The sequence below is a fragment of the Mycolicibacterium fluoranthenivorans genome, from assembly GCF_011758805.1.
In the GTDB taxonomy this organism is placed as follows: Bacteria; Actinomycetota; Actinomycetes; order Mycobacteriales; family Mycobacteriaceae; genus Mycobacterium; species Mycobacterium fluoranthenivorans.
On sequence record NZ_JAANOW010000001.1, the window covers coordinates 2,049,663 to 2,070,262 of the forward strand.

At 68.1% G+C, this 20,600-nt stretch carries 21 protein-coding genes and 2 pseudogenes; 8 read left to right on the top strand and 15 right to left on the bottom strand.

All coding sequences use genetic code 11. The annotated features are described in order from the left end of the window. Positions 1–192: 192 nt before the first annotated feature. Positions 193–1,800 carry a peptide chain release factor 3 gene (locus tag FHU31_RS10025; RefSeq protein WP_167157888.1) on the bottom strand — a complete coding sequence of 536 codons (1,608 nt, stop codon included), beginning with the start codon at positions 1,798–1,800 and terminating at the stop codon, positions 193–195. Between the two features lie 110 nt (positions 1,801–1,910). On the opposite strand from FHU31_RS10025, the gene FHU31_RS10030 reads away from it, so the two are divergent. After that, the gene (locus FHU31_RS10030) at positions 1,911–2,579 is read left to right on the top strand and encodes a YceI family protein (RefSeq protein WP_167157890.1); all 669 of its coding nucleotides are present in this window, start codon (positions 1,911–1,913) and stop codon (positions 2,577–2,579) included. A 26-nt stretch (positions 2,580–2,605) separates the two neighbouring features. Here the strand turns inward: FHU31_RS10030 and FHU31_RS10035 are convergent, their stop codons facing one another. Then, entirely contained in the window at positions 2,606–4,357 is a 1,752-nt protein-coding gene (locus FHU31_RS10035) for a sulfatase-like hydrolase/transferase (RefSeq protein WP_167157892.1), read from the bottom strand. Between the two features lie 48 nt (positions 4,358–4,405). Between FHU31_RS10035 and FHU31_RS10040 the strand changes: the two genes are divergently transcribed. Then, entirely contained in the window at positions 4,406–5,305 is a 900-nt protein-coding gene (locus FHU31_RS10040) for an LmeA family phospholipid-binding protein (protein ID WP_167157894.1), read from the top strand. Here FHU31_RS10040 and FHU31_RS32025 read toward each other — a convergent pair. Genes FHU31_RS32025 through FHU31_RS10060 form a run of 5 tightly spaced genes read right to left on the bottom strand, consistent with a single transcriptional unit; the run spans position 5,302 to position 9,886 of the window. After that, positions 5,302–5,769: a cytochrome P450 gene (locus FHU31_RS32025; RefSeq protein ID WP_308206766.1), complete on the bottom strand. Its 468-nt coding sequence runs from the start codon at positions 5,767–5,769 to the stop codon at positions 5,302–5,304. The two genes, FHU31_RS10040 and FHU31_RS32025, sit on opposite strands and share 4 nt — an antisense overlap. After that, positions 5,654–6,469, bottom strand: coding sequence for a cytochrome P450 family protein (locus FHU31_RS10045; protein WP_308206764.1), 816 nt, complete (start codon positions 6,467–6,469; stop codon positions 5,654–5,656). The genes FHU31_RS32025 and FHU31_RS10045 overlap by 116 nt, the downstream gene beginning before the upstream one ends. Continuing rightward, complete coding sequence (gene mhpA / locus FHU31_RS10050; RefSeq protein WP_167160864.1) at positions 6,466–7,788, bottom strand: bifunctional 3-(3-hydroxy-phenyl)propionate/3-hydroxycinnamic acid hydroxylase MhpA; 1,323 nt, start codon at positions 7,786–7,788, stop codon at positions 6,466–6,468. The genes FHU31_RS10045 and mhpA overlap by 4 nt, the downstream gene beginning before the upstream one ends. A gap of 41 nt (positions 7,789–7,829) precedes the next feature. After that, a complete protein-coding gene (locus tag FHU31_RS10055; RefSeq protein WP_167157896.1) occupies positions 7,830–8,765 on the bottom strand; it encodes a fumarylacetoacetate hydrolase family protein in 936 nt (311 codons plus the stop codon). Then, the gene (locus tag FHU31_RS10060) at positions 8,762–9,886 is read right to left on the bottom strand and encodes a VOC family protein (RefSeq protein WP_167157898.1); all 1,125 of its coding nucleotides are present in this window, start codon (positions 9,884–9,886) and stop codon (positions 8,762–8,764) included. The genes FHU31_RS10055 and FHU31_RS10060 overlap by 4 nt, the downstream gene beginning before the upstream one ends. A 108-nt stretch (positions 9,887–9,994) precedes the next feature. On the opposite strand from FHU31_RS10060, the gene FHU31_RS10065 reads away from it, so the two are divergent. Continuing rightward, a complete protein-coding gene (locus FHU31_RS10065) occupies positions 9,995–10,624 on the top strand; it encodes a TetR/AcrR family transcriptional regulator (protein WP_167160866.1) in 630 nt (209 codons plus the stop codon). 12 nt (positions 10,625–10,636) lie between these two features. Here FHU31_RS10065 and FHU31_RS10070 read toward each other — a convergent pair whose 3' ends face one another. Next, on the bottom strand, positions 10,637–12,181 hold the full coding sequence (locus FHU31_RS10070) for a PTS transporter subunit EIIC (RefSeq protein ID WP_167157900.1): 1,545 nt from the start codon (positions 12,179–12,181) through the stop codon (positions 10,637–10,639). A 68-nt stretch (positions 12,182–12,249) separates the two neighbouring features. Here FHU31_RS10070 and FHU31_RS10075 point away from each other — a divergent pair, with 68 nt between their 5' ends. The 3 genes and pseudogenes from FHU31_RS10075 to nagA all read left to right on the top strand — a co-directional run bounded on the left by FHU31_RS10075 (position 12,250) and on the right by nagA (position 14,192). Further along, entirely contained in the window at positions 12,250–12,705 is a 456-nt protein-coding gene (locus FHU31_RS10075) for a PTS sugar transporter subunit IIA (RefSeq protein WP_167157902.1), read from the top strand. Positions 12,706–12,848: 143 nt separating this feature from the next. Beyond that, positions 12,849–13,031, top strand: a pseudogene (locus FHU31_RS32280) (glucosamine-6-phosphate deaminase); the annotation flags it as partial. Then, entirely contained in the window at positions 13,032–14,192 is a 1,161-nt protein-coding gene (nagA, locus tag FHU31_RS10085; protein ID WP_167157906.1) for an N-acetylglucosamine-6-phosphate deacetylase, read from the top strand. It begins immediately after the preceding pseudogene. Here nagA and FHU31_RS10090 read toward each other — a convergent pair. Next, entirely contained in the window at positions 14,149–14,379 is a 231-nt protein-coding gene (locus FHU31_RS10090; RefSeq protein WP_167157908.1) for a hypothetical protein, read from the bottom strand. The genes nagA and FHU31_RS10090 overlap by 44 nt on opposite strands. Positions 14,380–14,547: 168 nt before the next feature. Here FHU31_RS10090 and FHU31_RS10095 point away from each other — a divergent pair, with 168 nt between their 5' ends. Further along, on the top strand, positions 14,548–14,934 hold the full coding sequence (locus FHU31_RS10095) for a DUF2237 family protein (protein ID WP_167157910.1): 387 nt from the start codon (positions 14,548–14,550) through the stop codon (positions 14,932–14,934). Positions 14,935–15,019: 85 nt separating this feature from the next. Beyond that, positions 15,020–15,649, top strand: a complete 630-nt coding sequence (locus tag FHU31_RS10100; protein WP_167157912.1) for a GNAT family N-acetyltransferase — start codon at positions 15,020–15,022, stop codon at positions 15,647–15,649. A 10-nt stretch (positions 15,650–15,659) separates the two neighbouring features. Here FHU31_RS10100 and mbtN read toward each other — a convergent pair whose 3' ends face one another. The 6 genes and pseudogenes from mbtN to crcB (FHU31_RS10130) all read right to left on the bottom strand — a co-directional run bounded on the left by mbtN (position 15,660) and on the right by crcB (FHU31_RS10130) (position 20,557). Continuing rightward, positions 15,660–16,820 (bottom strand): mycobactin biosynthesis acyl-ACP dehydrogenase MbtN, encoded by a 1,161-nt coding sequence (gene mbtN / locus FHU31_RS10105; protein WP_263988152.1) that lies wholly within the window; start codon positions 16,818–16,820, stop codon positions 15,660–15,662. Further along, a complete protein-coding gene (gene mbtM, locus FHU31_RS10110; protein ID WP_167157916.1) occupies positions 16,817–18,394 on the bottom strand; it encodes a long-chain-fatty acid--ACP ligase MbtM in 1,578 nt (525 codons plus the stop codon). The genes mbtN and mbtM overlap by 4 nt, the downstream gene beginning before the upstream one ends. Beyond that, positions 18,391–18,666, bottom strand: a pseudogene (locus FHU31_RS10115) (acyl carrier protein); the annotation flags it as partial. The gene mbtM and the pseudogene FHU31_RS10115, both read right to left, overlap by 4 nt. A 63-nt stretch (positions 18,667–18,729) precedes the next feature. Continuing rightward, complete coding sequence (locus tag FHU31_RS10120) at positions 18,730–19,791, bottom strand: putative PII-like signaling protein (RefSeq protein ID WP_167157920.1); 1,062 nt, start codon at positions 19,789–19,791, stop codon at positions 18,730–18,732. Further along, positions 19,788–20,165: a fluoride efflux transporter CrcB gene (gene crcB / locus FHU31_RS10125; RefSeq protein WP_167157922.1), complete on the bottom strand. Its 378-nt coding sequence runs from the start codon at positions 20,163–20,165 to the stop codon at positions 19,788–19,790. The genes FHU31_RS10120 and crcB (FHU31_RS10125) overlap by 4 nt, the downstream gene beginning before the upstream one ends. Beyond that, positions 20,162–20,557 carry a fluoride efflux transporter CrcB gene (gene crcB, locus FHU31_RS10130; RefSeq protein WP_167157924.1) on the bottom strand — a complete coding sequence of 132 codons (396 nt, stop codon included), beginning with the start codon at positions 20,555–20,557 and terminating at the stop codon, positions 20,162–20,164. Before crcB (FHU31_RS10130) ends, crcB (FHU31_RS10125) begins: the two co-directional genes overlap by 4 nt. Positions 20,558–20,600: the final 43 nt, after the last annotated feature.

Sequence of the window (20,600 nt, forward strand, 5' to 3'; positions counted from 1 at the left end):
GAACGCTGGGGAGGGCCCTTGGTGGTTCTCTTCTGGGGGTTGTCATCACATGATGACAACCCCCAGAAGAGAGTCACTCCGGATTGCTTCTGCTCGTTGATGAGATTCCGCGACGAATGGATGCTGCAAGCACGCCGATGCCGATGATCGCTGGGATGCTGACCTGCCAGGCGATCAGGAGGTACATGGGTTCTACCCCTCGGCCGCCACCAACGACCGCAACTTCACCGACGGGTTGTCCCGCTGGAACCCCTCCAGCCGCCACTTGGTGGAGAACAGCACCAGCAACACGCCGTCCGAACGGGTCAGCACCTCCGAGGACACCTGCTTGCTCATGAACTCCGCGTCCTCGGGATCCACGATCCGCGCCACTTGATACGGCAGCGACTCCAGAGTGATCGCCGCACCGATCTCGGTCTCCATCCGGTGCGCGGCCACCTCGAACTGCATGGGCCCGACGGCCGCGAACACCGGGGCCTGCTCGCCGCGCTTGTCCGAGCGCAGCACCTGCACCACGCCCTCCTGGTCGAGCTGTTCGATGCCCTTGCGGAACTGCTTGTGCTTGCTCGGATCCTTGCCGCGGACCACCGAGAAGTACTCGGGGGAGAAGCTCGGGATCGGTGGAAACTGCACGGGCACATCGCGATACAGCGTGTCACCGGGACGCAGTGCTGCCGCGTTGGCCAACCCGATCACATCGCCGGGCCACGCGTCGTCCAGTGTCGAACGCTGCTGCCCGAACACTGACTGCGCGTACTTCGTGACGAACGGTTTGCCGGTCCCGGCGTGGGTCAACACATCACCACGCTCGAACGTGCCCGAGCACACCCGCGCATACGCGATCCGGTCGCGGTGCGAGGAGTCCATCCCAGCCTGCACCTTGAACACGAACGCGCTGAAAGGAGAGCTCACCGGGCGCGGCTCACCGGCGACATCCACGATCGCGCCGGGCGGTGGCGCCAGCTCCACCAGCACGTCCAACAGCTGGTTCACGCCGAAGTTCAGCGCCGCCGAGGTGAACAGCACCGGCGAGGACTCGCCGGACAGGAACGTCTCCCGGTCATAGTCCGAGCCGTCCATCGACAGCAGCTCGGACTCCTCCACGGCGGTGTCCCAGTCATCACCGGCCGCGGCGTGAGCGTCGGTCGCCGCGATGTGTTCCTCCGGGGCCGCGGTGGCACCACCGGCGGTCCGGGTGAACCGGATGAACTTGTTCGCCCGGCGGTCCATCACACCCTTGAAATCACCGGCGATACCGACCGGCCAGGTCAGCGGGGTCGTCCGCAACCCGATGCGCTCGTGGATCTCGTCCATCAGCTCCAGGGCGTGCCGACCGGGGCGGTCCCACTTGTTGATCACGGTGATGATCGGGATACCCCGGTGCTTACACACCTGGAACAGCTTCAGGGTCTGCGGCTCAAGACCTTTGGCCGCATCGATGAGCATCACCGCGGCATCCACCGCCGTCAGCACCCGGTAGGTGTCTTCGGAGAAGTCCGCGTGACCAGGGGTGTCCAGCAGGTTGATCACGCAGTCGCGGTACGGGAACTGCAGCGCGGTCGAGGTGATGGAGATGCCACGGGCCTTCTCCATCTCCATCCAGTCCGACACGGTCGACTTGCGGCCCGCCTTGCCGTGGATGGCGCCGGCCTCGTTGATCACCCGGGCATGCAGCGCCAGCGCCTCGGTCAGCGTCGACTTACCGGCGTCGGGGTGGCTGATCACGGCGAAGGTACGGCGGCGCTTCGCCTCGGCGGTGACGCGGCCGGCGGTACGGGTGTCCAGGGCGTTCTCGGTCATATCACCCTTGATGGTATTTGCCCAGGTGGGCAAACCTGAAATCTAGCCAAGCTGGGGCATCTACCACAGTACGGCCATACATACCGTGGCCTTCTGCGACGATGATGGTCGTGAAGAGGCGTTGGCTGGTCCTGGTTGTGCTGCTGGTCGCCGCGGTGGCTGCGGCCCCGTGGGGGTTTCGTACCTTTGTCGAAGGATCACCGGAGCCTGCTCTGACGCTTCCCGCGGGAGCTCAGCCGGCCACCACCGGGGTCGACGGGTCCTGGACGGTGCAGCCGGACTCGCAGGCCGGCTACCGCGCCCGTCAGAAGCTGCTGTATCAGCCGATCGAGGTGAGCGGGCGCACGTCGAAGATCACCGGTAGCGCGACCGTCGCCGAATCCCGCTTGGTGTCAGCCGATTTCGTCGTCGATGCGGCATCGCTGCAGTCGGCCCACCGCGGCCGCGACGAGAAGTTCCGCGGCACCGACGTCATGGACGCCGGAAAGTTCCCGACCGCCGAGGTGAAGGTCACCACACCCGTCGACCTCACATCGGTGCCCGACACCGGGAAGGCGGCGGACGTGGAGATCCCCCTGACCGTCACCCTGCACGGCGTCACGCGGCCGGAATCCGCGCACACCAGCATCCAGCGCAACGGTGACCGGGTCGACGTCGCCGGAAGCATTCCGATCAGGTTCGCCGACTACGGCATCCACCCGCCCGCGCTCCTCGGCGGGGTGCTGGAGATCCAGCCGGAGGCCACCATCGAGTTCTTGGTGCGTCTGGCCAAGAACTGACACGATCGGCCCGGTGCGCTGGAGCGTCAGAACCGCAACCAGCCCCGCTTGGCCGGTGTGTGCCGACCCACATACGGCCACGGCCGGTGCCGCTCGGGCACCGACGCCGCCCGCACCTGCTTGAGCTGGGTGCGCAGGAACTGGCGTACGTCATCGAGCGTGGGATCGGCCCAGCGGTTGACGGCCTCGATCGGATCGCCGGTCAGGTCGTAGAGCTCCCACTGGTCATCGAGCACATCGTTGCGGTACCGGTCGCCGCCGCGCCCGCTGAACGCCAGCTGCCGCACCCCGGGCTCGGTCCAGACGCCCGGATCGTCGAAGCAGCGCACCAACTTCCACAACCGCCCGTCGTACCTCTGGACGAGCCCCTCGAAATTCCCGGCGACATCTGCGGGCACCCTGATACGTAGCGGTGCAGGGGGATTCGAGGCGACACCGAACATCCGTGCCACCCCCGATGCCCCGGTGTCGCCTTCGAGGACGTTGTCGCGGGTCATCAGATACACCGGCCGGTCCGCATCGGCGGGGGCGCCGTCCACCACCGGCATCAAGTTCTGCCCCGGCAGCGGATGCACCTCGCTGAACGTCTCGGCCAACACCGCGGCGGTCCCGGCCACGTCGACGCCGGCCGCGCCCAGCAGCGTCGGCACCAGATCCACGTGCGAGGTGGGCGCGTCGACGGTGCGTGCCGAGGTGGCTCCGGCACCGATGCGCGCGATGACGAATGGCACCCGGGTGGCCTCGTCGTACAGGTTGAACCACTTCTGGTGCAGCCCGCCGTGCGCGCCGAGCAGATCCCCGTGATCGGAGGTCCGCACCAACACCGCGTCCGTCGAACCCTCGGTGACGGCGCGGCGCACCCGCTCCAGCGGACCGTCCACCTCCGCGTGCAGCCGGTAGTACAGGTCGCGGTACTCCTGCGCCTTGCGCCGGTAGGTCCGTTCGATCGCCCCGGCCGGGCCGTATCCAGAGTAGTACGCCTCACGGAACGCGGCCTGGGCCGCGGGCTTGGACCGAAGATCCTCCTCCGCGGTCGGGGCGGGCGGCACCGGCGGCGGATCCAGCGGTGAGGGGGCCAAGGGGGAGCGTCGGGCCCACGCCGGAAACAGCACGATGTCATGCGGATTGACGAAACTGGCCACCAGCAGGAACGGCTTCAACGCGTCCGCATCGCCCGCGCGTCGACGGTTATAGCGGTCCTTCAGCCACGCCACGATCCGGTCGGCGAACAGCGGGTCACGCCGAAAACCGCTGTTGCCCATCAACGCCCCGTGCGGCTCGGGGCCGACCCAGCCGGAGAAGCCGTAGGGCGCCAACGGGTCGGCATCAAGGTACTTCTGCACGGCCGCCGGGTCGACGACACCTTTGGCATCGTTGGTGGCCAACGGTTTCCCGGTCTTCGGGTCGGTCAGATCGGCATGCGAGATATGCCATTTACCGTCGTAGTGGGTGTCGTATCCGGCGGCGCGGAACCAGTTGCCCAGGGTCGGCACCTCACCAGGGCGCAGCCAGCGCAACCGCGAATCGTCATACCGCTTGCCGATACCGTCGGTCTGGGTGACCCCGTGCAGATCCGGGTACTGCCCGGTGAACAGCGTGGGCCTGCTCGGCACACACGCCAGCGACCCGGTGTAGTGCCGGGTGAAGCGCACGCCGTGCTCGTCGAACCAACGCCACCCGGCCAGGGTGGACTGCCGCCACTGCCGCAGGGCCTCGGGTTCATAGGGCGGCGCGGCGCGTTCCTCGTCGGTCATCAGGATGACGATGTCTGGGTCCATATGTGAATCTCACACCGTGCGCCCAGCATGGTGGGGGAGAATCGCCGCATGTCGACACCGCCGCCCGACCCGGCTACTCGGCGGATACCGCGTCCGCCCCGACCGGAGGTGCCGACCCAGCGGATTCCGCGCCCGGAGCCCCCGACCGAGCAGCTCCGCGTCCGGCCCGAACCGGCCACCGAGAAGATCGCCCTGCCGCAGCAACCCCCGCCGGCCGCACCGCCAAGGAAACGCAACACCCAGACGATAGTGCTGGTCGCGGTCATCGTGGTCGCCCTTGTGGTCGGCAGCCTGGCCGGCGCCGAACTGTATGCCAGGTACAAAGCGGCCGCCCTGCTGTCGAGCATCACCGACTGCCTGGTGCAGGACGGCGCGGATGTCTCATTCTCGGTGAGCCCGCCGTTCCTGTGGCAGTACCTGTCCGGTGACTACACCAACATCTCGGTGGCCACCGACGGCAACCGGGTGCAGGAAGCCAAGGGGATGACCGCCGACGTCACCCTCAGCAAGATCGCACTGAAGGACTCCGCAGACTCGAAGGGGACGATCGGATCCCTGGACGCGACGCTGTCCTGGACATCGAACGGCATCAAGGACACCGTGGCGCAGAACCTGCCGGTGGTCGGGAGTCTGGTCACCGGCGTACACACCGACACCGGCGCGGGCACGCTGATCATGGAGGCCGCCGGCGGCACCACGGTCACCGCGCAACCCGTGGTGGCCGACGGCAAGCTGAGCCTGAACGTCACCGACGTCACCGGCCCGTTCGCCAAGGACACCGTCCAGACCGCGCTCAACGATCTGACCACCAAGCTCAACGACAACTACCCGCTCGGCATCAAGGCCGACAGCGTGCAGGTGACGAGCAGCGGTGTGGTCGGCAAGTTCTCCAGCCGGAACGCGACGATCCCGTCCGGCACGAGCAATTCCTGCTTCGCCGATCTCTAGGCGACGAGCCTGATGGGCAGGTGACTGTGTCTGCGAATGATGTTGTTGACGGCCCACACCGGCCGGCCCGTCACCTCGATCCGATCCACGCGCTCGACCAGGGCGCGCAGGATGGCGACCGTCTCCAGCCGGGCCAGGCCCTGACCGGCGCAGGCGTGTGCGCCATTGCCGAAACCGACGTGCCGCCCGGCGTCGCGGCGGATGTCGAACGTCGCCGGGTCGTCCCAGGCGTCCTCGTCGCGATTGGCCGAGGCGTAGAGCACCAGCACCCGGGACCCGGACGGCAAGGTGGTCCCGGCGATCTCGCCATCCTGGCGGACCCGACGGGCGAACGCCCGCAGCGGTGACTCATAGCGGACGATCTCGTTGACCGCGGCCGGAATCAGATCCGGGTCGTCCTTGAGCAGGCGCCACTGTTCGGGGTGCGTGCCCAGCAGGTACAGCGCATTCGAGATCGCGCTGATGGTGGTGTCCAGCGACGGGGCGATGTAGTCGATCATCAAATGCCGGGCACGCACTGTGGTCCAGCACGCCGGCGTCGGCCGCGGTCAGCAGTTCGTCGACAATGCTGCCGGGCAGGACATTGCGCTGCCGCACCACCCGGCGGGCGAACCGCAGCATCTGCAGCGCCCGCGGCATCGCCTTGACCGCTTGCCAATTGAGCGGTCCGAGGATGTCGAAAGTGGCCCCGCCCCATTCGATCAGGTGCTCACGCTGATCACGCGGCCAGCCGACCAGATCGGGGACGATGGCCAACGGCAGCGCGGACGCCAACTCCACGCCGTCGACATCCCGGCGGCGCACCGCCTCTTCGACCACCGCGTTGGCCTGTTCCTCGACGGTGTCGCCGATCGCGCGCAGGGCGCGGGGCAGCAGTCGGTGCGCGACGAGTTTGCGTCGATCAGCGTGCTCATCGCCGTCGCTGGCCAGCGTGGTCCCATGGGACAGCTTGTTGGACAACGTATTCAGGGACACACCTTCGCGCGACAGGAACTGCTCATCGTCGCGCAGGGTGGCCTTGCATTCCGGGTAGCGTGGCAAGGCGAAGCACTTGTGCCGGTCCAGCCACACCACCGGCCCGAGCCGGCGCAGCTTCTCATAATGCGGGTGCGGGTCGAGGATGGCATCGGTGCTGTACAGGTCGGCGGCATAGGTGGCGGTCATGAGATCCTCCTGGCCACGGTGAAATCCGGTCGCACGATCAGGGTCTGGCCGCGTAGCCAGTCGGCGGTGGCGCCGGACACGATCTGTACGGTGGCGCCGCACGCGTCGGCGTGCGCCTGTTCGGCGTCGGAGAGCGGACGCGCGGACACCACGGCGAATCCGTTGCCCCACGGCGCGCCCGGGTACAGCCGGCCGGTGAGCCGGCTGCGGCTGACTCGGCCGTCGCGCACCTTCAGTGCCGGCGTGGTCGAGTCGACCATCTTGGTGCGCAACCCGGGGATCAGGTGCAATCGCGGTACGACGACGCGGCGCAGCAGATCACCGAGCCGGCCGCCGCTGGTCATCGCCCGGCCCACCATGAGGGCCAGCCGGATCATGGCGCGAGCGTGCGGTTTGCGTTCGCGTTCGTAGGTGTCCAGGACCTCGGGCGGTAGCTCACCGTGCAGCACCCCGGCCAGTTTCCAGGCCAGATTCATCGCATCGCGCATCCCGGCGCCCATGCCCTGGCCGATGAACGGCGGGGTGAGATGTGCGGCGTCGCCGAGCAGGAACGTGTTGCCGTGCCGCCACCGCTGCGCGAGCAGGGCGCGGAAGGTGTACTCGGTGACCCGGACCAACTCCAGGTCGGGTTCCTCGGTCCAGGGTGCCAGCAGCGGGCGCAGTGCCTCCAGAGTGCCGTAGTCCGAGGCGGATTCGCCTGGCAGCAGCTGGAATTCCCAGCGGTAGCGGGCATCGCCGATACGCATGTACGTGGCGGCCCGGCGGGTGCTGCACACCTGGTACACCCCGTCCCATTGGCGAAGATCGGCGGTGGTGGCGATATCGACCACCAGCCAACGCTGGTCGAAGCCAAGGTCCTTCATGGCGACACCGATGCTGCGGCGCACCAGGCTGTTCGCGCCATCGCAGCCCAGGATGTAGTCACACTCGATCACCGCACCGTCGGCCAGGGTGATCCGGCCGGGCTCGACACCGGTGACCTCGACCCCCGCGCGCAGATCAATCTGTGGATACCGGGATGCGTTGTCCCGCAAGAGCGTCTCCAGCTCGGGCTGGTCGAACATGTTGGCCTGCGGGAAGCCGCAGCGCCCGGGCCCGCGGTGGAACCGGGCCATCACATTCAGCTGCTCGTCGACCAGTTGCAACCCGAGGGCGGGCCGGGAGACCTTGGCGAATTCGCCGGCCACACCCAGCCGGTCCACGATCCGGTACACCTCGTCATCGAGGTGTACGGCGCGGGGCTGCGGGTAGACGTCGGGCCAGCGCTCCAGCACCAGGGTCTCGATCCCGTACTGGGCCAGCAGGGTGGCGACGGTCATTCCGGTGGGCCCGGCGCCGATGACGGCCACCGAGACGTGTGTCACCGGTAGCGCACCGTCAAACGCTGTGCGCCAAGGTCGATCGCACCGTCATCGGTGCCGATCATGGCTTCCACGATATCGCCGTCGCGCAGGTACTTCGGGTTGCCGGCCTGCCGCTTGAAGAACGCTTTCCACTTCACCGCCGGCGGCAGCAGGCTGCCGATCATCTCGATCGCCTTCGCCGGGGCCACCAGCGCGGTGCCGGCGGGAGTGCCGGTGAGCACCAGGTCACCGGCGGACAGATCCTGGAATCTGGTTAGCGACTGCAACGCCTGCAGCGGCCGGTACAGCATGTCCCCCTCCACGATCGCGTTCTGTCGCTGAGATCCGTTGACGCTCAACCGCAACCGGAGGTCGCCGAATCGCTTGAGCTCGTCGGCGTCGAGTAGCACCAGCTCGGGGCCGGTCGGGGTGAACGTGGGGTAGGACTTGGCCTCGTAGAACTGGGTCTGGGGTAACTGGATATCGCGAGCCGACACGTCATTGGTGATCACCAGGCCGGCGATGACGCCGGGCAGGTCGGCCTCGGAAAGAGTGGTGCCCACCGGGATGTCGCGTCCGATGACCAGGCCGATCTCGACCTCGTAGTCCAGGAACCGGACATGCTGGGGCTTGACGATATCGTCGAACGGCCCGCTGATCGATGCCGAGGACTTACGGAAGAAGGTCAGGGGAACCGTCTTCGGATCCATGCCCGAGTCGCGGACGTGGGATTCGAAGTTGGTCATCTGCGCCACCACCCGGCACGGCGCGGTGACGGGGGAGACGAGCGCGAGGCTGTCCAGCGGCACACTCTGGCTGGTGCGTGCCGCGTCGATGGCGGCCCGGTCGGCCAGCAGCGCGCCGGTGGTGGCGGCCTCGGTGTCGATCCGGGCGGCCCCGGTGGGCGTCTTGACCCACCAGGCGTCGGCGGTGCGCAACACGGAAATGGTCATGAGGAAGCAACTTTCAGTAGGCCGGCCAGGCGCCGGATGTCGAATTCGTTGTCGCCGCGCAGTGCGGTCAGCAGGCGCGCGGCTTCATGGCGGACCGATTTCACGTCGGTACCCAGGAAGTCCCGGCTGACCGGCGGGCCCCACTGCGACAGGCCGGTGGCGGTGAACGGCGCCCAGCCGGGCTCCAGCGTGTTGTCGAACATGTCGCCGTCGGCGAAATGCTCGACCAGGAAGCCGTCGGGGTCGCGCCAGTAGTCGAACAGCTGACTGCCCTGGATGTGCCGCCCGATACCCCAGGACCGGAAATAGCCACGCTCCCGCAGGTATTCGCCGCCGGCGGCCAGCGCGTCGAGGTCGCTGACCTGGTAGGCAGAATGCACGTAGCGGTTCGCCGGACCGAGCGCCAGGGCCAGGGTGTGGTGATCGGCCGGGGTGGTGCCCCGATCGCAGCGGATGAAGCTCATGGTGGGGCCGCGGTCGCGCTGGCCGGGGAAGTAGAGGAAGTCGCTGACGATCATCCCGAACAGGTCCAGGTACCAGTTCAAGGTCCGGCGGTAGGTGGTGGACTGCAGCACCACGTGACCGAGGCGCTGCACGCGGGCCGGCACCCGCGGGGGGCGCTGAGTGGCGTTGGTGCGGGTGACGGTGCGGCCGGTGTTGTGCACGAGCGGAGGTTGGACGGGCAGTTGCGGCAGGGTGTGCATGCCGGCGACCACCCGTACCGGTGTGCCGCCCGGGTCGGCGAGGTCGACGGCCAGCCCGCCGATCGCTTCCGGCAGCGCATGGGCTGCGACACCGGTGTGCTCTGCCAGCCGCAGCACGTCCACCTCGTCGGCCGCTTGCAACGCCAGACCGGCGAACCGGGTGGCCGGGCCCTGGCGCAACAGCACGCATGGCGCGTCCGCGTCGGTACCGCGCAGATGCACCTCGCTGGGGGTGCGCAGAGCGGTCTGGAACCCGAACGCGCGGGCGAACGCTTCGGCCCGGGTCAGATCGGGTTTCTCGAACTCCAGCCAGGCCAGGTCGACCACCTTGATGACCGGGTTACGCGAGCGTCCGGGATGTTCACCCTTGTGCGCGCCCTGCTCGCTGTGCAGGTCTTTGTGCACGTCAGTGTCCATGCTGCCCCCTTTTCTGACGAAATCGTCACATGAGACGTGGCCGTCAGTCAATGTTTCTGACGAAATCCTCAGAAATGAGCTACGCTGCTCAGCGTGCCTGAAGCACCCATGAGCCGGGTCGACTCCCGTAAGCGGCGCACCCGCGCCGCGCTGATCGAGGCCGCGCAGGCGTTCGTCGCCGCAGGCCGGCTCAATGCGCCGATCCTGGAGATCACCCAGGCCGCCGATGTCGGGATGGGCTCCTTCTACAACCACTTCGCCACCAAGGAGCAGTTGTTCGAAGCGGCGGTGACGGAGGCGCTCGACGCGCACGGAGCCCTGCTCGATGCGTGTACCGCCGAGCTCGACGACCCGGCTGAGATCTTCGCGGCCGCCTTCAGGTTGACGGGTCGGTTGTTCCGCAGCCGGCCACAGGAGAGCCGGGTGTTGCTGGCCAACGGGATGGCCCTGTTGGTATCGGATCGCGGCCTGGCACCTCGGGCGCTGCGTGACATCAGGGCAGGGGTGGCGGCGGGGCGGTTCCGGGTCCCGGATCCCGAACTGGCGCTCGCGATGGCCGGTGGCGCGTTGCTCGGGTTGGGCAATCTGCTTCAGGCGCAACCTGATCGCGACGACGCGCACGCAGCCGATGCGGTGACGGCGGACTTGCTGCGCCTGTTCGGCATGACCGAGGACGATGCACGCGAGGTATGTGCACGTCCGCTGCCCGACCTCAGTGTCCGGGCCGAGGCGTCCTGACTCGCGCCGGGTCTAGAGGATGCCGAGGATATCGTTCTTCAACGCCTCGGCCTCGGTGCCGAACACCGCCTGCACACCGTTGCCGACTTCGATGACCCCAGCGGCGCCAAGGCTTTTCAGCCGGGCCTGATCCACCTTCGAGGGGTCGGCGACCTCCATCCGCAGCCGGGTGATGCACGCGTCGACGTTGACCAGATTCGCCCGTCCGCCGAACGCGGCGATCACCTGTTCGGCCTTCGAATCCAGCTGCGCGTCGGACCCCACCGGCACTGCGACGGCGGTCGCCGAATCGGCACCCTCGCCGAGATTGGCCTGCTCCTCGGCCTCGAACTCGTCTTCCGGCTCGCGACCGGGGGTGCGCATATTCCATTTGACGATGGCGAACCGGAACAGCAGGTAGTAGACGGCGAAGAACACCAGGCCCATGCCGATCAGCAAGGGGATGTTCTTCGCCGCCGGCGCCGTGCCGTAGAGCAGCAGGTCGATCAACCCGGCGGAGAACGAGAACCCGAGGTGGATATCGAGCAGATAGGCAATCGCCAGCGACAATCCGGTCAGTACCGCGTGGATGACGTACAGCGGGAACGCGACGAACATGAACGCGAATTCCAGCGGTTCGGTGACCCCGGTGAGGAACGCCGTCAGCGCGGCGGCGGACAGGATGCCGACGGCCACCTTGCGCTGCTTCTTGTTGGCGACGTGGATCATCGCCAGCGCCGCGGCCGGTAACCCGAACATCAGGATCGGGTAGAAGCCGGAGGTCAGGATGCCCGCGCTCGGGTCACCGGCGGCGAACCGGGTGAGCTCACCGGTGACCGTCTGCCCGCCGGGGGTCTGGTAGTCGCCGTAGAGGAACCACACATACGAGTTCGGGATGTGGTGCAGCCCCAGCGGGATCAGCATCCGGTTGGCGAAGCCGTAGACGAAGGCGCCGAGCGCCCCGCTGGCGCCGATGAACTTACCCAGGCCGGTGAGGCCGCCGTCGAAGAGCGGGTAGAAGTAGCTCAGACCGAAGCCGATGAACAGCGCCGCCAGCGACACCACGATCGGCACGAACCGTCGTCCGCCGAAAAAGCCCAGATACGAGGGTAATTGGATGGTGTGGTAGCGGTCGAACAGCCACGCGGTGACGAGGCCGACGACGATACCGGCGAATACGCTGTAGTTGATCTGGGCCTGCTCACCGGATTTGTCCAGCTGGCCGGCCAGCACGATCGGCGACATGGTCTTGAACACCGCCTCGACCACCAGATAGCCGACCACGGCGGCCAGTGCGGTGGAGCCGTCGGCCTTACGGGCGAAGCCGATGGCCACGCCGACAGCGAACAGCAGCGGCAGATGCGCGAACACCGCGTCACCGGCGGCGCTCATCGCTTTGAAGAACGCGCCGATCACCGGGGTGTCGATACGGCCGAGCAGATCGGGCTGCCCCAGTCGCAACAAGATGCCGGCCGCGGGCAGCACCGCGATCGGCAGCATGAGACTCTTGCCGAGGCGCTGTAACTGCGCAAATCCCGGAATCCGCGGACTACTTTGAGGTTTCGTCGACCCACCCATTCGGGGAGCTTAAACGAGAACTGGTGAACCCGAGACCCGGTTGCGCCGGGATCGTAGTGTTGAGCACCATGACCACAGAAGTTCTCGCGCCGGTCCCCGGCCGTGCGGTGGCGCTCAGTGAGGTGCCCGACCCGGTATTCGCCCAGGGTATGGTCGGCCACGGTGCTGCCATCGATCCGCCCCACACGGTGGTCGAGGCGCTGGCCCCGGTCAGTGGCACGCTGCTCAAACTCATGCCACACGCCTATATCGTGCTGACCCCGGCCAAGGTCGGTGTCCTGGTGCATCTGGGTCTGGATACCGTCGCGTTGAACGGGGAGGGCTTCACCACCCACGCCGCCCAGGGCGATGAGGTCACCGCCGGCCAGCTCATCATCACCTACGACGTGCCCGCGGTGGTCGCCAAGGGACTCAACCCCGTCGTGCCCGTGGTCATCATGGACGAACGCGAACCCGGCCGTATCACCCAGCGGGCTGATGGCGAGATCACTGGTGGTGCAGAGCTTTTCGTGGCGACGAAATAATGGAAGTCGTCATCGCGCCCGATACCGGAACGCTCGGCCTCCTCGCTGCCGACGCCATCGCTGCCCTGCTGGCGCGCAAACCCGACGCGGTGCTGGGGCTGGCCACCGGATCGTCCCCGCTGGTCGTCTACGACGAGCTGATCGCGCGTCACCAAGCCGTACACCACCTCGTCGAAGGGTCCGTGTCGGCCATGTGGCCGGCAACCATCCTGCAGCACCATCCCCATGTGACCGTGCTGCTCGACGATGCCGCCGCCCGCCGCCTGCAGCTGTCCGACTACTACCGCGAGGCCTACCGATCCAAACCGGATTGGCAGGGTATCTGAGTGCTGATCGCCGCCGACACCCTGCTCACCGGCGCGGATCTGTTACGGCCCGGATGGATTGACCTCGCCGGTGACACGGTGCGTGCGGTCGGGTCGGGTCACCCACCGACCCCTGCGGACCACACTGCGGCCGTGGTGGTGCCGGGTTTCGTCGACACCCATCTGCACGGCGGCGCCGGAGCCGATTTCTCGGCGGGCACCCTGGCCGCGACATCGGCGGCAGCCGGGCTGCATCGCCGGCACGGCAGCACCACGCTGATCGCCTCCTTGGTCACCGCGGCGCCCGATGACCTGCTGCGCCAAGTCGCCGCGCTGGCCGAACACACCCGCGCCGGTCTGATCGACGGCATCCACCTGGAGGGCCCGTGGTTATCGGTCCATCGCTGTGGCGCCCACGACGCATCGCTGATGCGTGACCCGGATCCCGTTGAGCTCACCCGCATTCTGGACGCCGGCGGCGGTGCGGTGCGCATGGTGACGCTGGCGCCGGAGCGCGCCGGCGCGCTGGAGGCGATCACCGCGCTGGCCGACGCCGCGGTGGTGGCTGCCGTCGGGCACACCGAGGCCAGCTATGCGCAGACCAGGGCGGCGATCGACGCCGGTGCGACGGTCGGGACCCATCTGTTCAACGCGATGCGCCCCATCGGGCATCGCGCACCCGGCCCCATCGTCGCGCTGCTGGAGGATCCGCGGGTGACCGTTGAGCTGATCACCGACGGTGTGCACGTCGACCCGGCCATCTACCGGCACGTGTGCCGAAGCAGCGACCGGGTCTCGTTGATCACCGATGCGATGGCGGCCACCGGTGGCGCCGACGGCCACTACCTGCTGGGCACCATGTCGGTCGAGGTGCAGGACGGGAAGGCGCGGGTCGCGGGCACCGACACCATCGCGGGCAGCACCGCCACCATGGATGCCGTGTTCCGGTTCGCCGTCGCCCACAGCGGCCTGGGCCGCGATGACGCGCTGCTGCAGGCGGTGCGCCAAGCCACCATCAATCCGGCGCGGGCGCTGGGGCTGCCTCGTCCCGGCCTGGTGCCCGGGGCGCCCGCCGATGTGGTGACGATGGATGCCGATCTGGGCGTGACCGGCACGCTCTACCGGGGGAGCTGGGTCGTCACACCTGGCGGCGACGGCGGCGTCGGTACCGCCACACCTTGACGGCGAGGTAGATGCCGGTGCCGATCAGCACCATGGTCGGACCACCGGGTGTGGTGGCGCCGTCATCAGGGCTGGGGACGTGCTTCGTCGGCGCAGCGTCCTCGGGTTCGGTCAGCGTCAGCTCCTCGAGTGCCGTCGCGGCATCGCTCGCCGAACCGTCCATCGTCATATCCTGTGTCACCCTCATGCCCGTGGCCGCCATGCTGGCAACGGCTACGACTGTACAGAGTGAGGGTTACTGGCGGGTAGCCGAGAAGTGCACCGGGTGTGCCGCGTCACACCGGCGGCCTGATCGCGCGGGTGGTGGCACGTGGAGTACCGCTCACGACGCTGAGGAGCAGGGCATGATGAGACGATGCCCGAACGCAATGTGCTCGGCGGTCCGCTGGAACCCTGTGGGACGGAACCGCTCACCGGCTTCTACCGTGACGGCTGCTGCTCGACCGGCCCCGAGGATCCGGGTATGCACTCGATCTGCGCGGTGGTGACGCGGGAGTTCCTGGACCATCAGCGTTCCATCGGCAACGACCTGTCGACACCGATGCCGCAGTACCGGTTCCCCGGACTGCAGCCGGGCGACCGGTGGTGCGTGACCGCGCCCAACTGGCTGCGCGCCTACGAGGACGGGTGCGCGGCGCCGGTGGTGATGGCGTGCACACACGAGCGCACCCTGGACGTGGTGCCCTTGGAGGCGCTCGCCGAACATGCCGTCGACGTGCCCGACGACGCCAGCGATCTCTGACGGCCGAGCACGGTATCGCAGGGCTGCGCCCACCGCCGGTGTAGCCCACCCGAACGTCATGGTGTTGGGTAGGCTCGGCGCTCAAATGATCGACTCTGACGACGTGCTCCCCATCCTGCCGCGCGAGCTGACCACGATCTCCGACGAGGTCCGCCACGTCCCGGCGCCGGCGATCCCGCAGATCGCCGCACCGTACGCGGCCCGCCTGGCCGACCCCGATTCCGACGCCGAGCTGGTCTCGGAGTGGATGAACCTGCCGCATCTGGCGCAGGCGTGGGAGTACGACTGGCCGCCGGAGCGCTGGCGGTTGTACCTCAAGGCCCAGCTGGCCGGCACGTTCTCTCGCCCGTTCATCACCAGCCGCAAGGGCGAGCAGATCGGCTACATCGAATTGTACAGAGCGGCAAAAGATTCCATCGCCACGCGGTACGACGCCGATCCGTACGACCTGGGCATGCACGCCGCGATCGCCGACACGAAGCTGGTGAACCGGGGTATCGCCCCGCTCATCATGCCGAAGCTGCTGGCCGACCTGTTCGCCGCCGAGCCGCAGTGCCGCCGCGTGATGTTCGACCCCGACCACCGCAACCTCGGTGCCCGCCGGCTGGTCGAATACGTCGGATGCACGTTCCTGGGCGAGCATCAGATGTCGAATCGCCGGATGGCGCTCTACGTGTTTCCCCGGACCCCGGACGACATCCCGGAGCACAGATAGCCGCTCGGGGTCAGTGGGCCATCATCGCGGCGTAGCCGTCGTGGTCGGGCTTCATCGCCGCGGCGACCAATTCCCACAGCACCTCGTCGGTGCCGCCGCCCACCCGGGCCAGCTTCATATCGCGCCACCACTGACCCATCGGGGTCTCGTCGATGAGATAGCCTGTGCCGCCGAAGATGTGCATGCACTCCGAGACCACCTCTTCACCGAGGCGGGCCGCGGTGACTTTCATCGCGGCCGCGGTGCGCAGGTCCAGCTTCTTGCCGGCCGCGATGCCGGTCAGGGCGTGCCGCAGCATGTCCACCCGGGCCTGCAGGTCGGCGATACGCATCCGCAGGGCCTGGTGTTCGTACAGCGTGTGACCGAATTGGCGGCGATCCATCATGCGCGCCAAGGTGATTCCCAGCAGGCGTTGGCAGTTGCTGGCGACCTGGCCGGCCACCGACATCCGTTCGTGGGCCAGGCCCCAGGAGATCGCGGCCAGGCCGGTGCCCGCGCGGGCCACCAGCGCCTCGGCGGGCACCCAGGTGTCGATGTGCACGGCGGCGGTGTCCAGCGGCCCGGCGCCCACCTTGCGGTAAGGCGCCTGAACCCGCACCCCGGGATCGTCGAGCGGCACGGCGATGACGACGACGTTGCCCTTCCGGCTGGACGGGTCGTCGCCGACATCGCGCGCTACGGCCATCACATAGTCGGCGATGGGCGACAGCGAGACGAACTTCTTGACACCTCTGACCTCGAAACCACCACGCGCCGAACGTACTTCGGTGCCGACGATCTGCAGGTCGGAGCCACCGGACTCCTCGGACGCGCCGATGCACAGGACCGCGTCACCGCGGATGGCCCGCTCTGCGATATCGCGCAGATAGTCGTGACGGGCGAATCGGCGCAGAATGGCGATCGCCGAATCGTGCAGGCTCACCCCGACGGCGATACCGGCCGAACCCAGCTTCCCCAGTTCGATCGCCAGCGCGATCACATCCGCGACGTCGGGCTGCTGTGCGTCACCCCATTTGGCGGCGAACACGCCCTCCCGGCCCAGATACTCGATGAGTGCGCGCGGAAAGTGTTCCGTCGCTTCGGCTTCGGCGGTCCAGGCCCTGACCTGATCGTTGAACACCCGCTCGAGCAGGGCGGAGAAGTCCTCGTCGGACGGCGCGGCGAGCGTCACGGTGCGGCCTCCAGATTGCGCTTGACCTCGAGCCTGCGCAGCTTGCCCGAGGAGGTGCGCGGCAACGACCCGGGCCGCACGAACACCACTTCGGCGGGCACCACGCCGCATTCGGAGGCGACGCGCTGCACCAGCGCACTGCGCGCGGCGGGTTCGTCGGCGCCCTTGAACTCCGCGGCGATCACCAGGCCGGGCCGCGTTGAGGGGCCGTCGGTGCCGATCGCGACCACCGCCCCCGGGCGGATTCCGTCGACCTGGGCGGCCACCTGCTCGATCTCGGTGGGGAAGATGTTACGTCCGGCCACGGTGATGATCTCCTTGGCGCGTCCGCAGATGACCAGGCTGCCGTCCAGAAGGTACCCGATATCGCCTGTGGGAAACCAGTTTCCGTGATCGACCGGAGTTTCGCCGAGGTAACCGGTCATCATGGACGTGCCCCGGATCTCGACCTCGCCGACCTCGCGATCGGCGATACTGTCGACGAACTGCTCGCGTGGGGCGACCCTGATCTCCATCCCGGGGATCGCCTCACCGAGCACCGCGTGCTTTCGGACGAAGCCGCCGTCATCGCTCACGACGTGGATCTCGTCGAGCCGCAGACCACTGCCGGGCGTGGGAACACTCACCGCACAGTTGGATTCGGCCAGGCCGTAGGAGGGGGCGAGCGCGCCCGGGTCCAGTCCGAAGCGGGCCATCTCGGTGGCGAACCGTTGGCTGCCGTCGCAATCGACGGGTTCGCCGCCGTTGAGGGCGAAGCGCAGGTGCGAGAAGTCCACGTCACTGACCAGGCGGGCGTATTTCCCGACGATGTTGTAGGCCATGTTCGGTGCCGCGGTCAGGGTGGCGCGGCTCTCGGTCAGCCAGGCCAGCCAGCCGAACGGCTGGGCGGAGAACGCCGAGGTGGGTGCGTGCCACAGGTTCGCCCCGCCGAGCGCGGTGGTGAGCAGGAAGGACAGCCCCATATCGTGATAGAGCGGCAGCCAGGAGTGCCCGGTGTCGTCGGCTCCGACGCCGACGCGGTCCACCAGTGCCCGAAGGTTGGCGAGCACCGCCTCGGGTGAAAGTTGGGCGGTACGAGGCGTGCCCGTGGATCCGGCGGTGCCCTGCAGGACCGCGACGGCGCTGCCCACGGTGCCGTGGTGAGTGGTCGAGCGCTGGGCGAGCGCGACCGCGGTCACATCGGCCACGGTCACGTCGCCGCCGACGGAGTCGAGTTCGCGAAGGTGGGTGCCGTGGCTGAACACCGAACGCACGCCGATGCTCTCGAAACGCGACAGGGTGGCTCGGGCCCAGCGTTGCGGGTCGGCGCCGCGGACCGGTCCGGGCAGGATCGACACGGCGGCCCCGGCCAGCAGGGCACCGGTGATCGCGGCGATGAATTCGACGTTCGGATCGCCCACCAGGCCGACGGCCTGGGCGCCCTCGGCACAGATGCGTTCGGCGACGTTCTCGGCGCGGGCGTGTACCTCTGCCCACGGATGGCGGTGCCAGGTGCCGGCGGCGGTGTCGAAGACGTGCAGGTCGTTGTTCGACCCGGTCATCGCGGCCGAGAGGGCTTGGGCGAGGACACTCACGAGTTGGCCTGCCCGGCGGGCAGTTTGGCGGTGATGGTGTCCTCCAGCTGGCCGATGGTCTCGCAGCTGAGCAGATCTTCTTCGGTCAGGGCCGCGTCGAGGCGGTCCTCGATGGCCACCATGCCGACGGCGAACGCCACTGAATCCATGCCGAGATCGTCGATCAGCCTGGAGTCGCGGGTGACCTTGCTGACGTCGATGCTGAGATCGTCTCTCAGGACCGCGAGCAGCTCGGGGTTGACAGCAGCGGACGGTGACTGTTCCATGTCGGGGGACGCTACACCGGGTAGTTAGCTAAGGCTAGGCTTACAGCGGCTCATGCGCTGTTGGGTGTCTCACCAGGTGGGCCCCGCGAGCTCGGTGCTGCCCCGGCGTTTCCCACCGTCGATGCTCACGAAGGCCGGAACCAGCTCGCTGGTGACCAGCCCGTGCCGGGCGGTCAACTCGTCGACGACCGCGAATCCTGCCGCGATGCGGGCCGGCGTATCCACCACGATCGTGGTGACCGGTACCTGACGGCCCAACTGCATCAGCTTGTCTCCGTGCGGCTCATGGTCGCCGTGAAACCCCCAGATACCGCGCACCACGGTCACCCCGCTGACCGTGTGGTGTTCGCGCAGCCGCGCCACCAGTGCGCGGTGGATCGGCGTGGCGCCGGTCGATGTCGACACGGTGCTCTCCGAGGTGTGGATCATCAGCTTCTGCCGCAGCGGACGCCCGGCTGCGTCGATCTCGGGCACCGTGGGCGGGGGCGCGATCAGCCGACCGTCACGTTTGCAGAGCTGGGCGCGTTCCAGCGTCATGGTGGCGCTGGGCACCAGCCGCTTCAGCTCCGGTGTCGCCGCCGCGACCTGCTCGCCGGTGCCGGCGGCGATGATCATCAACGGCACGTCGGTGTTGGCACTGAAGAAGCGCGCCCGCCTGCGCTGCCCGGCCACGGTGCCGTCGACCCCGAGGAAGACCGCAGCGCCGGCGAATCCGTGCGCATGCAGCACGTCGCAGACCGCGCGGTAGGCCGGCCGCCCCTCGACGCGGGTCTGCCGCCCGATGTAGAGGGTGAGTTTGGCCTGGTCGGGCAGGGGGGCGCCGAGGAGTCGAGCCCGCTCCAGCGTCACGACGCCGCGGCTGATCATCGCCACCGCTTGTTCGGATATCGCGGTGATCCGTTCGGCGCGGTCCACCGCGGCGACGGCGACCGGCAGATCTTCCGACTGGGTCAGCGTCGCGTCGCTGCGCAGAACGTGGCGCGGACCGAACCCGGCGCTGCCGCGCAGCACCACACTGGTGGCGATCCGCTGCGAGCCGAACAGGTCCAGCAACTCGTCGGCGACGAAGCCGCGTTTACCGCGCAACCGCTCACCGAAGTACGCCGTCAGCTTGAGGTATTCCGTGCTCACACGAGCCTCCCGACGGTCAGTCCCAGCCAGGCCGCGCCCAACCCGAGCACCACGCTGATCACGATATTGGCCACCGCCGGCCACACCTGACGTTCCTCGCCGAGCCGCTGTGTCTCCAGCATCCACGTCGAGAACGTGGTGTATGCGCCGACGAAGGCGGTGCCGGCCAACAGCGCGGCGTTCGGGCTCAGCGCCATACCGCCGAAGAAGCCCAACAGCCCCGCCCCGCTGACGTTCACGGCCAACGTGCCGACCGGGAACGGCCGGGACAACCGCTTGGCCGCGTGTTTGGTCACCGCCTTGTCCACCAGGAACCGGGACACCGCACCGAACCCGCCGATCACGGCGACGCCCATCCACACCGCGAAGGTCATCGGACCCGCGCCCGTCGCACCAGTGCCGTGGTGATGTGCATGGCCAGCAACCCGAGCGCGATGCCGGCGACCGTGTAGGCGACGGCCAGGCCGTAGAAGCGGTGCTCCAGCATGGTCACCGTCTCGACCTGCATGGTGGAGAACGTCGTGAGGCCACCGCACAACCCGGTGCCCAGCAGCGGACGCCGGTAGGCCGAGGTCGGCAGCCGCTCGAGCAGTCGGGTGGTGAAGTACGCGAGCAGCACCGTGCCGACGATGTTGACGAGAAACGTCGGCCACGGCCACTGTCCGGGCAGCACCGGCAGCGCGTGCGCCAGCCCCGCGCGGGCCAGGGTGCCCAGTGCGCCGCCGGCGAACACGGCCGCCAGTTCACGTCGGTCGAAACCAGCCATGCCGCCCAGTATGTAGCCCGACGCGGGGACCGTTATGTTGGGC

Excerpts from the sequence above, each read along its gene's own strand:
- FHU31_RS10025 (WP_167157888.1), bottom strand. The coding sequence starts at position 1,800 with ATGACCGAGAACGCCCTGGACACCCGTACCGCCGGCCGCGTCACCGCC.
- FHU31_RS10035 (WP_167157892.1), bottom strand. The coding sequence starts at position 4,357 with ATGGACCCAGACATCGTCATCCTGATGACCGACGAGGAACGCGCCGCG.
- FHU31_RS10040 (WP_167157894.1), top strand. The coding sequence starts at position 4,406 with ATGTCGACACCGCCGCCCGACCCGGCTACTCGGCGGATACCGCGTCCG.
- FHU31_RS10045 (WP_308206764.1), bottom strand. The coding sequence starts at position 6,469 with ATGACCGCCACCTATGCCGCCGACCTGTACAGCACCGATGCCATCCTC.
- mhpA (WP_167160864.1), bottom strand. The coding sequence starts at position 7,788 with ATGACCGTCGCCACCCTGCTGGCCCAGTACGGGATCGAGACCCTGGTG.
- FHU31_RS10055 (WP_167157896.1), bottom strand. The coding sequence starts at position 8,765 with ATGACCATTTCCGTGTTGCGCACCGCCGACGCCTGGTGGGTCAAGACG.
- FHU31_RS10060 (WP_167157898.1), bottom strand. The coding sequence starts at position 9,886 with ATGGACACTGACGTGCACAAAGACCTGCACAGCGAGCAGGGCGCGCAC.
- FHU31_RS10065 (WP_167160866.1), top strand. The coding sequence starts at position 9,995 with ATGAGCCGGGTCGACTCCCGTAAGCGGCGCACCCGCGCCGCGCTGATC.
- FHU31_RS10070 (WP_167157900.1), bottom strand. The coding sequence starts at position 12,181 with ATGGGTGGGTCGACGAAACCTCAAAGTAGTCCGCGGATTCCGGGATTT.
- FHU31_RS10075 (WP_167157902.1), top strand. The coding sequence starts at position 12,250 with ATGACCACAGAAGTTCTCGCGCCGGTCCCCGGCCGTGCGGTGGCGCTC.
- FHU31_RS10090 (WP_167157908.1), bottom strand. The coding sequence starts at position 14,379 with ATGAGGGTGACACAGGATATGACGATGGACGGTTCGGCGAGCGATGCC.
- FHU31_RS10095 (WP_167157910.1), top strand. The coding sequence starts at position 14,548 with ATGCCCGAACGCAATGTGCTCGGCGGTCCGCTGGAACCCTGTGGGACG.
- FHU31_RS10100 (WP_167157912.1), top strand. The coding sequence starts at position 15,020 with ATGATCGACTCTGACGACGTGCTCCCCATCCTGCCGCGCGAGCTGACC.
- crcB (WP_167157922.1), bottom strand. The coding sequence starts at position 20,165 with ATGACCTTCGCGGTGTGGATGGGCGTCGCCGTGATCGGCGGGTTCGGT.
- crcB (WP_167157924.1), bottom strand. The coding sequence starts at position 20,557 with ATGGCTGGTTTCGACCGACGTGAACTGGCGGCCGTGTTCGCCGGCGGC.